The sequence below is a fragment of the Actinomycetospora succinea genome (genome assembly GCF_004363095.1).
In the GTDB taxonomy this organism is placed as follows: Bacteria; Actinomycetota; Actinomycetes; order Mycobacteriales; family Pseudonocardiaceae; genus Actinomycetospora; species Actinomycetospora succinea.
In genome coordinates this window covers 1-12,357 of record NZ_SNYO01000005.1, presented here as the reverse complement: position 1 = coordinate 12,357, position 12,357 = coordinate 1, and the positions used below count along the sequence as shown (strand labels likewise).

General features: G+C 74.0%; 12 protein-coding genes. All 12 read left to right on the top strand.

Annotation, left to right across the window (positions count from 1 at the left end; translation table 11 throughout):
* Positions 1 to 33: 33 nt before the first annotated feature.
* The 12 genes from EV188_RS18610 to tyrS all read left to right on the top strand — a co-directional run bounded on the left by EV188_RS18610 (position 34) and on the right by tyrS (position 11,960).
* The gene (locus EV188_RS18610) at positions 34 to 537 is read left to right on the top strand and encodes a hypothetical protein (protein ID WP_133827812.1); all 504 of its coding nucleotides are present in this window, start codon (positions 34 to 36) and stop codon (positions 535 to 537) included.
* A 39-nt stretch (positions 538 to 576) separates the two neighbouring features.
* A complete protein-coding gene (argC, locus tag EV188_RS18605) occupies positions 577 to 1,608 on the top strand; it encodes an N-acetyl-gamma-glutamyl-phosphate reductase (RefSeq protein ID WP_133828059.1) in 1,032 nt (343 codons plus the stop codon).
* On the top strand, positions 1,605 to 2,765 hold the full coding sequence (gene argJ, locus EV188_RS18600) for a bifunctional glutamate N-acetyltransferase/amino-acid acetyltransferase ArgJ (protein ID WP_133827811.1): 1,161 nt from the start codon (positions 1,605 to 1,607) through the stop codon (positions 2,763 to 2,765). Before argC ends, argJ begins: the two co-directional genes overlap by 4 nt.
* Positions 2,762 to 3,712 (top strand): acetylglutamate kinase, encoded by a 951-nt coding sequence (gene argB, locus EV188_RS18595; RefSeq protein ID WP_133827810.1) that lies wholly within the window; start codon positions 2,762 to 2,764, stop codon positions 3,710 to 3,712. Before argJ ends, argB begins: the two co-directional genes overlap by 4 nt.
* A 3-nt stretch (positions 3,713 to 3,715) precedes the next feature.
* Complete coding sequence (locus tag EV188_RS18590) at positions 3,716 to 4,924, top strand: acetylornithine transaminase (protein WP_133827809.1); 1,209 nt, start codon at positions 3,716 to 3,718, stop codon at positions 4,922 to 4,924.
* Positions 4,921 to 5,862, top strand: a complete 942-nt coding sequence (gene argF, locus EV188_RS18585; RefSeq protein WP_243741812.1) for an ornithine carbamoyltransferase — start codon at positions 4,921 to 4,923, stop codon at positions 5,860 to 5,862. The genes EV188_RS18590 and argF overlap by 4 nt, the downstream gene beginning before the upstream one ends.
* Positions 5,859 to 6,407 (top strand): arginine repressor, encoded by a 549-nt coding sequence (locus EV188_RS18580; RefSeq protein WP_133827808.1) that lies wholly within the window; start codon positions 5,859 to 5,861, stop codon positions 6,405 to 6,407. The genes argF and EV188_RS18580 overlap by 4 nt, the downstream gene beginning before the upstream one ends.
* A complete protein-coding gene (locus EV188_RS18575; RefSeq protein WP_133827807.1) occupies positions 6,404 to 7,597 on the top strand; it encodes an argininosuccinate synthase in 1,194 nt (397 codons plus the stop codon). Before EV188_RS18580 ends, EV188_RS18575 begins: the two co-directional genes overlap by 4 nt.
* The gene (argH, locus tag EV188_RS18570; RefSeq protein ID WP_133827806.1) at positions 7,597 to 9,021 is read left to right on the top strand and encodes an argininosuccinate lyase; all 1,425 of its coding nucleotides are present in this window, start codon (positions 7,597 to 7,599) and stop codon (positions 9,019 to 9,021) included. The genes EV188_RS18575 and argH overlap by 1 nt, the downstream gene beginning before the upstream one ends.
* 98 nt (positions 9,022 to 9,119) lie before the next feature.
* Positions 9,120 to 9,998, top strand: a complete 879-nt coding sequence (locus EV188_RS18565; protein ID WP_133827805.1) for a lytic transglycosylase domain-containing protein — start codon at positions 9,120 to 9,122, stop codon at positions 9,996 to 9,998.
* A gap of 32 nt (positions 9,999 to 10,030) precedes the next feature.
* Positions 10,031 to 10,654 carry a DNA-3-methyladenine glycosylase gene (locus EV188_RS18560; RefSeq protein ID WP_133827804.1) on the top strand — a complete coding sequence of 208 codons (624 nt, stop codon included), beginning with the start codon at positions 10,031 to 10,033 and terminating at the stop codon, positions 10,652 to 10,654.
* A 22-nt stretch (positions 10,655 to 10,676) separates the two neighbouring features.
* Positions 10,677 to 11,960 carry a tyrosine--tRNA ligase gene (gene tyrS, locus EV188_RS18555; protein WP_133827803.1) on the top strand — a complete coding sequence of 428 codons (1,284 nt, stop codon included), beginning with the start codon at positions 10,677 to 10,679 and terminating at the stop codon, positions 11,958 to 11,960.
* The last annotated feature ends 397 nt before the right edge of the window (positions 11,961 to 12,357 follow it).

Genomic DNA, 12,357 nt, shown 5'->3' with positions numbered 1-12,357 from the left:
GTAATCGCTCGACCCGCGTGATCGCATGACCCCGTGCACGTCGAGTTCTCGAAGCGTCCGGACGGCGGGTCGCTCGCACTGATCGACCGCGGCGACGGCGTGACGCTCCGCCTGCGGTCCTACGAGCGCACCGGCGACGTCCCGCACGACGCCGTCCACTTCCTCGGCGAGCGCGCCCTGGGCATCACCGAGGGGCTCTGGGGCTCGATCCGGGCGGGCGCGCTGTTCGAGAGCATCGAGGTCGTCGGCGGCCGGTTGCGCCACGACCGCCGGCAGCGCTCCGACGCCGTCCGCAAGGTCAACGCGAGGTGGCTGGGGCTCGCCGAGACCGTCGTCGGCGTGCTGCAGCAGAGTGTCGACCGGGACGGCGGGGCGACCAGGAAGGCGCTCGACGCCGCCTGGGGCATCACGCAGAGCACGCCGAGCCCGTTCACGACCGCGCAGGCCACGACGGCCGTCGAGGATCTGCGCGCGCTGCGCGACCGCTGGCGGCGCCTCGGCCCGGAGGAGACGATCCCGTACACGTGGCGGCGTTGATCACCTCGGTTGCATGGATTTCCGAGCGCGCGCATACTCATACGCATGAAGGTCGCGGTCGCCGGAGCCAGCGGGTACGTCGGGGGTGAGGTCCTGCGCCTCGCCCTGGCCCACCCCGAGGTCGAGATCGGGGCGGTGACGGCGGGCGAGTCCGCGGGCAGCGCCCTCGGTGCCCACCAGCCCCACCTGCCCACGCTCGCCGACCGGACCATCGCCGAGACGACGCCCGAGCAGCTCGCGGGGCACGACGTCGTGTTCCTCGCGCTGCCGCACGGGCGCTCGGCGGAGCTCGCCGCGCAGCTGCCGGCCGACACGCTCGTCGTCGACTGCGGCGCCGACCACCGGCTCACCGACCCGAAGGCCTGGGCGCGCTGGTACGGCGGCGAGCACGCCGGGTCGTGGCCCTACGGGCTGCCCGAGCTGCCCGGCGCCCGCGAGCAGCTCCGCAACAGCACGCGCATCGCCGTCCCCGGCTGCTACCCCACGGCGAGCACGCTCGCGTCCTTCCCGGCGGTCGCCGCGGGCCTGGTGCAGCCCGAGGTCAGCATCGTCGCGTTCTCCGGGACGTCCGGCGCCGGCAAGGCCGCGAAGCCCCACCTGCTCGGCTCCGAGGTCATGGGCTCGGCGACCGCGTACGGCGTCGGCGGCGGCCACCGCCACACCCCGGAGATCGTCCAGAACCTCGCGACGGTCAGCCCCGAGCCGGTCCGGGTCTCGTTCACCCCCGTGCTCGCCCCGATGCCGCGCGGCATCCTCGCGGTCGCCAGCGCCCCGCTCGCCGACGACGGCGTCACCGAGGACCAGGCCCGCGAGGTCTACGCCAAGGCCTTCGCCGCCGAGCCGTTCGTGCACCTGCTGCCCGCCGGCGTCCAGCCCGCCACGAAGTCGGTGGTCGGGTCGAACACCGCGCAGATCCAGGTCGCGATCGACCCGGACGCCGGCCGCCTCGTCGTCACCGCCGTCATCGACAACCTCACCAAGGGCACGGCCGGCGGCGCGTTCCAGTCGGTCAACCTCGCCCTCGGCCTCGACGAGACCCTCGGTCTCCCGACCACCGGAGTCAGCCCGTGAGCGTCACCGCCCCGCAGGGCTTCCGGGCGTCCGGCGTCCGCGCCGGCATCCGGGCCCACGGTGAACGGCCGGACGTCGCCCTCGTCGTGAACGACGGTCCCCAGCAGGTCGCGGCGGGCGTGTTCACCCGCAACCAGGTCAAGGCCGCGCCGGTGCTCTGGTCCCAGCAGGTGCTGGTCGAGCAGAACCTGCGCGCGGTCGTCCTCAACGCCGGCGGGGCCAACGCCTGCACCGGCCCCGACGGGTTCGGCGACACCCACCGCACCGCCGAGAAGGTCGCCGACGTCCTCGGCTGCGGGGCCATCGAGGTCGCCGTCTGCTCCACCGGCCTCATCGGCGAGCGCCTGCCCCTCGACCACCTGCTCAAGGGTGTCGAGGCCGCCGCGGGCGACCTCGCCGACGGCGAGGACGCGGGCACCCGCGCCGCCACCGCGGTGCTCACCACCGACACCGTCGACAAGCAGTCCGCCGTCAGCCGCCACGGGTGGACGGTCGGCGGGTTCGCCAAGGGTGCCGGGATGATGGCGCCGAGCCTCGCGACGATGCTGGTCGTGGTCACCACGGACGCGGTGGTGGACGCAACCATCGCCGACGCCGCCCTGCGCGCCGCCACCGCCCAGACGTTCGACCGCCTCGACATCGACGGCTCCATGAGCACCAACGACACGGTGCTGCTGCTCGCGTCCGGCGCCTCGGGCGTCGAGGCCGACGCCGACGCGTTCACCGAGGTCGTCACCGAGGTCTGCGCGGAGCTCGCGCAGGGCCTGCAGGCCGACGCCGAGGGCGTCACCAAGCGGATCGCGGTCACCGTCACCGGCGCCCGCGACGACCACGACGCCCTCGTCGCCGCGCGCACCGTCGCCCGCGACAGCCTGGTCAAGACCGCGCTCTTCGGCTCCGACCCGAACTGGGGCCGGATCGCCGCGTCCGTCGGCGCGAGCGAGGCGACGGTCGAGCCCGAGACGCTCTCGGTCACAGTCAACGGCGTCCTGCTCTGCGAGGCCGCGGCCGCGGTCGGCGACCGCCACCGGGCCGACCTGTCCGGCCCCGAGATCACCGTCGAGGTCGGCCTGGGCCTGGGCGACGGGCGGGCGACGGTCCTCACCACGGACCTGTCGCACGCCTACGTCGAGGAGAACAGCGCGTACTCGTCATGACAGACATCGACATCGACCAGGCGCTGACCAGCATCCCCGTCCCCGCCGACGTCCCCGACCGCTACCACGAGGCCGCCGCCAAGGCCGGCGTGCTCGCCGAGGCCCTGCCCTGGCTGCAGCGCTTCCAGGGCGCCGTGGTCGTCGTCAAGTACGGCGGTAACGCCATGACCGACGACGCCCTGCGCCGCGCGTTCGCCGAGGACATGGTGTTCCTGCGCCTCGCCGGCATCCGCCCGGTCGTCGTCCACGGCGGCGGCCCGCAGATCACGAGCATGCTCGGCCGCCTCGGCATGGAGGGCGAGTTCCGCGGCGGGCTGCGCGTCACCACCCCCGAGACGATGGACGTCGTCCGGATGGTGCTCGTGGGCCAGGTCGGGCGCGAGCTCGTCGGGCTGATCAACGCCCACGGCCCCTACGCCGTCGGGCTCTCCGGCGAGGACGCGCGCCTGTTCACCGCCGCGCGGCGCACCGCGACGGTCGAGGGCGAGCAGGTCGACGTGGGCCTGGTCGGCGACGTCGTCGAGGTCAACCCGGCCGCGGTGCTCGACCTCGTCGCCGGCGGGCGCATCCCCGTCGTGTCGACCGTGGCCCCCGACGCCGACGGAGTCGTCCACAACGTCAACGCCGACACCGCGGCCGCCGCCCTCGCCGAGGCGCTCGGCGCGCGCAAGCTCGTCGTCCTCACCGACGTCGAGGGGCTCTACACCGACTGGCCGGACCGCTCGAGCCTGCGCTCGCAGATCGACGACGCCGAGCTCGAGACGCTGTTGCCGTCCCTGGCCAGCGGCATGATCCCGAAGATGGAGGCCTGCCTGCGGGCCGTGCGCGGGGGCGTCCCGCGCGCCCACGTCATCGACGGGCGGGTGGCGCACTCCGTGCTGCTCGAGGTGTTCACCAGCGCCGGGGTCGGGACGATGGTCCTGCCGGCCGACGGGAAGGAGGCGTAGCGGATGACGACCACGATCTCGGGTGAGGACCTCCGTCGCCGGTGGGGCGCCTCCCTCATGGACAACTACGGCACCCCGCCGATCAGCCTGGTGCGCGGCGAGGGCGCCCGGGTGTGGGACGCCGACGGCCGCGAGTACCTCGACCTGCTCGGCGGCATCGCGGTGAACCTCCTGGGCCACGCCCACCCGGCGGTCGTCGAGGCGGTCTCCCGCCAGGTCGCGACGCTGGGCCACACCTCGAACCTCGTCATCAACCCCCTGACCGTCGAGCTGGCCGAGCGCCTGCTGGAGCTCCTGGGCCACCCGGGCCGGGTGCTGTTCTGCAACTCCGGCGCCGAGGCCAACGAGGCCGCCTTCAAGATCGCGCGGCGGACCGGACGGACCAAGGTCGTGGCCGCGGAGAACGCCTTCCACGGCCGGACCATGGGCGCGCTGTCGCTGACCGGGCAGCCGGCCAAGCGCACGCCGTTCGAGCCGCTCGTGCCCGGCGTGGAGTTCGTGCCGTACGGCGACGTCGAGGCGCTGCGCGCGGCCGTCGACGACGACACCGCGGCGGTGTTCCTCGAGCCCATGCAGGGCGAGGCCGGCGTCATCGTCCCGGCCGACGGCTACCTGCGCGCGGCCCGCGACATCACCACGCAGCGCGGGGCGCTGCTCGTGCTCGACGAGGTCCAGACCGGTGTCGGGCGGACCGGGCTGTGGTTCGCCCACCAGCGCACGGACGTCGTGCCCGATGTGGTCACGCTGGCCAAGGGCCTCGGCGGCGGGCTGCCCATCGGCGCCTGCCTCGGCGTCGGCGCGGCCGGCGACCTGCTCGGCCCCGGCCAGCACGGCACGACCTTCGGCGGCAACCCCGTCTGCTGCGCCGCGGCACTGGCCGTCCTCGACACGATCGCCGCGGAGGGCTACCTCGACCGCGCGACGTCGCTGGGCCGCGACCTCGCGGCACGCATCGAGGGGCTGGGCCACGGCGTCGTCGACCACGTGGACGCCGTCGGCATCCTCATCGGGATCGCGCTCGACGAGCCGATCTCCACCCAGGTCGCCGCGGCCGGTCGCGAGGCCGGTTACCTGATCAACAACGCCGTCCCGGAGCGCGTGCGGCTCGCGCCGCCGGTCGTCGTCACCGACGAGCAGCTCGACGGCTTCGTCGCCGCGCTGCCCGAGGTGCTCGACCAGGGCGCCGCGGCGGCCGAGGCGGCGGGCTCGTGACCGCGACCGTGGGCACGACGGTCCGGCACCTCCTGCGCGACGACGACCTGGCCCCGGCCGAGCAGGCCGAGGTGCTCGAGCTCGCCGCGACGATGAAGGCCGACCCGTTCGGCCGGCGACCCCTCGCGGGGCCGCGCGCCGTCGCGGTGGTCTTCGACAAGAGCTCGACCCGCACACGGGTGTCGTTCGAGGTCGGCATCGCCGCGCTCGGCGGCACCCCGGTCATGATCGACGGACGGGACGCGCAGCTCGGGCGCGGCGAGACGATCGGCGACACCGCGCGGGTGCTCTCGCGCTACGTCGACGCGATCGTCTGGCGCACCGGCAGCGAGGAGCGCATCCAGGAGATGGCCGCGCACGCGACCGTGCCGGTGGTCAACGCGCTGACCGACGGCTTCCACCCCTGCCAGGTCCTCGCCGACCTGCAGACGATCGCCGAGCGCCAGGGCGGCACCGCGGGCCGGACGCTGACCTACCTCGGCGACGGCGCCAACAACATGGCCCACTCGCTGCTGCTCGGCGGGGCCACCGCCGGCATGCACGTGCGGGTGGCCGCACCGACGGGCTTCACCCCCGACGCGGCGGTGGTCGACGCCGCCCGGGCGCGGGCCGCCGAGACGGGCGGGTCGGTCACGGTCACCGATGACCCGGCGGCGTCCGAGGGCGCCGACGTGCTCGTCACCGACACCTGGACCTCGATGGGCCAGGAGTCCGACGGCCGCGACCGCGCGGTGCTCGCCCCGTTCCGGCTGGACGCGGCGGCGGTCGCCCGCGCGCGCCCGGACGTCACGGTCCTGCACTGCCTGCCCGCCCACCGGGGCGACGAGATCACCGCCGAGGTCATCGACGGACCCGCGTCGGCGGTGTGGGACGAGGCCGAGAACCGGCTGCACGCCCAGAAGGCCGTGCTGACGTGGCTCCTGGAGCGCTCGCGATGACCGAGACCCGGGGCGTGACGAGCAGGGCGGCGCGCCAGGCGCGCATCGTCGCCCTGCTCACCGACCGCGAGGTGCACAGCCAGGCCGAGCTGGCGGCGCTCCTCGCGTCCGAGGGCGTCGAGGTCACCCAGGCGACGCTGTCGCGCGACCTCGACGAGCTGGGCGCGGTCAAGCTGCGCGGCGTCGACGGCGGTGTGGGGCGCTACGTCGTGCCCGACGACGGGAGCCCCGTGCGCGGGGTCGTCGGCGGCACCGACAGACTGACCAGGCTGCTCGGCGAGCTGCTGGTCTCCACCGACCACTCCGGCAACCTCGCGGTGCTGCGCACCCCGCCCGGAGCCGCGCACTACCTGGCCAGCGCGCTGGACCGTGCGGCGCTGGCCGAGGTGGTCGGGTGCATCGCCGGCGACGACACGGTGTTCGTCGTCGCCCGGGAGCCCCTCGACGGGGCCGACCTCGCAGCCCGGCTGCGGACCCTGAGCACCAGGACGACGGCGCGGTCGTCCACCCGAGACATGAACGAGCAGGAAGAGGGAGAGCAGTGAGCGAGCGGATCGTGCTGGCGTACTCCGGGGGTCTCGACACCTCGGTCGCCATCGGCTGGATCGCCGAGGAGACCGGGCGCGAGGTCGTCGCGGTCGCCGTCGACGTGGGGCAGGGCGGAGAGGACCTCGAGGTCATCCGCAAGCGGGCCCTGGACTGCGGCGCGGTCGAGGCGGCCGTCGCCGACGCGCGCGACGAGTTCGCCGAGGGCTTCTGCCTGCCGGCGCTGCGCGCCAACGCGCTCTACATGGACCGCTACCCGCTGGTCTCGGCGCTGTCGCGCCCGCTGATCGTCAAGCACCTCGCCGAGGCCGCCCGCGCCCACGGCGCCTCGACGGTCGCGCACGGCTGCACCGGCAAGGGCAACGACCAGGTCCGCTTCGAGGTCGGCGTGGGCGCGCTCGCCCCCGACCTCGACGTCATCGCGCCGGTCCGCGACTTCGCGTGGACCCGCGAGAAGGCGATCGCGTGGGCCGAGGAGCGCTCGCTGCCTATCGACGTCAACAAGCGCTCGCCGTACTCGATCGACCAGAACGTCTGGGGCCGCGCGGTCGAGACCGGCTTCCTCGAGGACATCTGGAACGGGCCGATCGAGGACGTGTACTCCTACACCGCGAACCCCGCCGAGCCCCGCGAGCCCGACGAGGTCGTCGTCGGCTTCGAGGCCGGCGTGCCGGTGACCCTCGACGGGCAGAAGGTCTCGGTGCTGCAGGCCATCGAGCAGCTCAACCAGCGCGCCGGCGGCCAGGGGATCGGGCGGCTCGACATGGTCGAGGACCGCCTCGTCGGCATCAAGAGCCGCGAGGTCTACGAGGCGCCCGGCGCGATCGCGCTGATCACCGCGCACCAGGAGCTCGAGAACGTCACGCTCGAGCGCGAGCAGGCTCGGTTCAAGCGCCAGGTCGAGCAGCGCTGGGGCGAGCTCGTCTACGACGGCCTGTGGTTCTCGCCGCTGCGCCGCAGCCTCGACGCCTTCGTCGACACCACCCAGGAGCACGTCACCGGCGAGATCCGGATGACCCTGCACGGCGGCCGCGCGGTGCCCACGGGCCGGCGCAGCGCTCAATCGCTCTACGACTTCAACCTCGCCACCTACGACGAGGGCGACCTGTTCGACCAGTCGCTGGCCAAGGGCTTCGTCCAGCTCTGGGGCCTTCCGTCCAAGATCGCCGCCAAGCGGGATCTGGGCTGATGCCGGAAGGCTCCGCCCTCTGGGGCGGGCGGTTCGCGTCCGGCCCGGACGCCGTGATGGCGGCGCTGTCGAAGTCGACGCAGTTCGACTGGGTGCTCGCGCCCTACGACATCGCCGGCTCCCGCGCGCACGCGCGGGTGCTGCACGGCGCCGGGCTGCTCACCGACGAGCAGCTCGAGGCGATGCTCGACGGGCTGCGACGCCTCGCCGACGACGTGGAGTCCGGGGCGTTCCTGCCCACCGAGGACGACGAGGACGTGCACACCGCCCTCGAGCGCGGCCTCATCGAGCGGGCGGGGGAGGACGTCGGCGGGCGCCTGCGCGCCGGGCGCTCGCGCAACGACCAGATCGCCACGCAGCTGCGGATGTGGCTGCGCGACGAGCTGCGCGCGGTGGTGCGGGGCGTCGCGGGCGTGGTCGACGCGCTGCTCATCCAGGCGCGGGCGCATCCGGACGCCGCCATGCCGGGCCGCACGCACCTGCAGCACGCCCAGCCGGTGCTGCTCGCCCACCACCTCGGGGCGCACGCCCAGGCCCTGCTGCGCGACGTCGGCCGGTGCCGCGACCTGGACCGGCGCCTGGCGTACTCGCCCTACGGGTCGGGCGCGCTGGCCGGGACGTCGCTGGGCCTGGACCCGGCCGCGGTGGCGCACGACCTCGGGTTCGTCGACGCCGTCGACAACTCCATCGACGGCACCGCGTCGCGCGACCTCGCCGCCGAGGGCGCCTACGTGCTGGCCCAGATCGCGGTGGACCTCTCGCGGATCGCCGAGGAGGTCATCCTCTGGGCGACCGCGGAGTTCGGGTACGTGACGCTCGCGGACGCCTGGTCGACCGGGTCGTCGATCATGCCGCAGAAGAAGAACCCCGACGTCGCCGAGCTCGCCCGCGGCAAGGCGGGGCGGCTCGTCGGCAACCTGTCCGGGCTGATGACGACGCTCAAGGCGCTCCCGCTCGCGTACAACCGCGACCTGCAGGAGGACAAGGAGCCGCTGTTCGACTCGGCGGCCCAGCTCGCGATGGTGCTCCCGGCGATGGCCGGCATGATCAAGACGCTGACCTTCCACACCGACCGCCTCGCCGAGCTCGCCCCGGCCGGCTTCACCCTGGCCACCGACCTCGCCGAGTGGCTGGTCCGCCAGGGCGTCCCGTTCCGGCGGGCCCACGCCGCGGCGGGCGCGTGCGTCCGGGCGGCCGAGGAGCGCGGCGTCGGGCTCGACGAGCTCACCGACGACGAGCTCGCGACGTGCGACCCGGCCCTGACCCCGGACGTGCGCGCGGTGCTCACCGTCGCGGGGTCGATCGCCTCGCGCGACGCGCACGGCGGCACCGCCCCGAAGCGGGTCTCCGAGCAGCTCGACCGCGTCTTCGCCGCCGCCATCGAGGCCCACGCCTGGGCCGGACGCCCGATCGAGCGCCGCTGATCTCGAACGGGTCGCGCACCGGGCCGTAGCGTGGAACGCGTGCGTGCGGTGGCGGGTCGGTGGCTGGTGGCCGCCCTCGCCGTGCTCGCGGTCGGGGCGTGCTCGCGGTCGGGGCCGGCTGTGCGGAGGCCCCGGCGGCACCGGCGGTCCCGACGCCGGCGGCGGTCCTCGCCACCGACGACTCCTCCGACGTCGTCGGCCCGCACGGGCCCACCGTGCCGGACGAGCCCGTCGCCCTGGCCCGCGTCCTCGAGGACACCCAGGCCACGATCGCCGACCCTGCCCGCCCACCCGACGACGTCGCGTCCGCGGGCCGGACCGCGCAGGTCGCCTACGAGGAGCTCGCCTTCCGCCCGGAGCGCCTGGCGCCCGTCCTCGCCGCCCTGTCGCCCCGCGTTCGAGAGAGCACCGAGCGCATCGTCGGCGCCGGACGCGACCTGCTCTCCATGGCGAAGCGCGGACCGGGGGAGATGCTCCCGGCCTGGCGCATCGCCGCGCCGCTCCCGCCCGGGGAGCTGCGTGCCGCCTTCGGTGAGGCCGAGGGCCGGTTCGGCGTGCCGTGGACGGTGCTCGCGGCCGTCAACCTCGTCGAGAGCCGCATGGGCCGCATCGCCTCGCACTCCGAGGCCGGGGCGCGGGGGCCGATGCAGTTCATGCCGAGCACCTGGGCGGGCTACGGGCTGGGCGGCGACGTCACCGACCCGCACGACGCGATCCTCGGCGCGGCCAACTACCTGCGCGCCAACGGCGGCGCCACCGACGCCGGCCTCGACCGCGCCCTGAAGCGCTACAACAACGACGACCGCTACGTCCGCGCGGTGCGCGCCTACGCCGCGGTGATGCAGGCCGACGAGCGCGCCTACCTGGGCTTCCACGCCTGGGAGGTCTACTTCCGCACCACGGCCGGCCGCGTGCACCTGCCCGTCGGCTACGACGAGGCGCAGGCGGTCCGGGCCGTCGACTACCTCGCGCGCTGACCGGCGCGCCCGCCAGGGCAGGATCACCGCCGATGCTGCTCGACCGGTCGGCCCTCGCCGACGACGTGCTCCCGGCCGCCCGCCGCCTGCTCGGGTGCGAGCTCGCCGCCGACACCCCGCAGGGCGAGATGCGGGTCCGCCTGGTGGAGGTCGAGGCCTACCGCGGCGCCGACGACCCCGGCTCGCACTGCTACCGCGGCCGGACCGCGCGCAACGCGGTCATGTGGGGCCCGGCGGGCCACCTGTACGTCTACTTCGTCTACGGCATGCACTTCTGCGCGAACGTGGTGTGCCTGCAGGACGGGGTCGCCGGCGCCGTCCTGCTGCGCGCGGGGGAGGTGCTCTCCGACCTCGGCGCCGCGCACGCCCGCCGGCCGACCGCGAAGGGCCGCGACGCCGAGCTCGCGAAGGGGCCGGCGCGACTGTGCGCCCTGCTCGGGCTCGATCGGGAGGCCAACGGCCTCGACGTGCTCGCCCCGTCGTCCCCGGTGCGTCTGGAGGCCGGGACCCCGGTGCCCGACGCCGACATCCGGACCGGGCCGCGGGTCGGCGTCGCGGCGGGCCAGGAGCGACCGTGGCGCTTCTGGGTGGCCGGGTCGCGCGCCGTCACGCCGTACAAGGCGGGTCGCGCGCGGGCCGACGGTCCGGACTGGTGACGGGGTTCGGCAGACTGGACGCGTGACCGCACCGCACCTCCTCGACGACCTCGCCTGGCGGGGCCTCATCGCCCAGAGCACCGACCTCGACGCGCTGCGCCGGGATCTCGACGCGGGGATGGTCACCCTCTATTCCGGCATCGACCCGACCGCGCCGAGCGCGCACATCGGACACCTGCTCCAGTGGCTCACGCTCGCCCGCTTCCAGCAGGCGGGCCACCGTCCGATCGCGCTGGTCGGCGGCGCCACCGGTCTCATCGGCGACCCGAAGCCCACGTCGGAGCGCACGCTCAACGACCGCGACGTGGTCGCCGGCTGGGTGGACAAGCTCGGGGCCCAGCTGCGGCCGTTCCTCGACTTCTCCGACGACGTGCCGAACGCCGCGCTGCTGGTCAACAACCTCGACTGGACCGAGGGCCTCTCGACGCTGGACTTCCTGCGCGACGTCGGCAAGCACTTCCGGGTGGGCCGGATGCTCGCCAAGGAGGCCGTGAGCAGGCGGATGGAGTCCGACGAGGGCATCAGCTACGCCGAGTTCTCCTACCAGCTGCTGCAGTCCTACGACTTCCTCGAGCTCTACCGCCGCTACGGCTGCACGCTGCAGACCGGCGGCAGCGACCAGTGGGGCAACCTCACCGCGGGCACCGACCTCGTCCACCGCGTCGAGGGCCGGTCGCTGCACGCGCTCGGCACCCCGCTGATCACGAAGGCCGACGGGACCAAGTTCGGCAAGACGGAGTCCGGCACCGTGTGGCTGGACCGCGAGCTGACCAGCCCGTACGCCTTCTACCAGTTCTGGATCCAGGCCGAGGACGCGATGGTGGGCACCTACCTGCGCGCGTTCACCTGGCTCTCCCACGAGGAGATCACCGAGCTCGAGCGGCTCACCGAGGAGAAGCCCCAGGCGCGGGAGGCGCAGCGGGCGCTGGCCCGGGCGGTGACGGCGCTGGTGCACGGCGAGGAGGAGGTCGCCCGGGCGGAGGCGGCGAGCCGGGCCCTCTTCGGGCGCGGGGAGCTCGGCGAGCTCGACGCGGCCACGCTCTCCGCGGCGATCGCCGAGATCCCGTCGTACACCGCAGAGCGCTCGGAGCGGCCGACGATCGTCGACCTGCTCGTGGGGAGCGGTCTCTCCACGGGCCGGGGCGCCGCGCGCCGGACGATCGCCGAGGGTGGCGCGTACGTGAACAACGCGAAGATCGAGTCGGAGGAGTGGGAGCCGGCCGACGCCGACCTCCTGCACGGCCGCTGGCTGGTCCTGCGCCGGGGCAAGCGCAACGCCGCCGGGGTGGAGCTCGCGGGCACCTGATCGGGTCGGTGGGCGTTTCGCCTGCGTACGGGGCGGGAACCTTCCGTGACCAGCGCCGATGCGCTGATCGACCCCCCCGTGCAGGGCGGGTTTCCGGCGTGTGTAGAGTTCACGTCATCGCCAAGCAAGGGGTTGCCCCGGGCCTGGCGGACAACTAAGTTAGGAGCTTCGCCCTCCGAAAGGTCCACTCGGTGAGTGGGTTGGTACGGTGGTGTGGTTGTCCTTTGAGAACTCAACAGTGTGCTGAATGTTTGGTGTGTTTGTCCTCGTCGGCGAACAGTGCCTTTGGGTGTTGTTTGTGATGGGGTTTCTTTGAGTCGCCTGACCTTTCATGCCAGTGGGGGTTGGGTGTTTTTGCTGGGACTGTTTGTTCCAATGTTTTTTGTTGGAGAGTTTG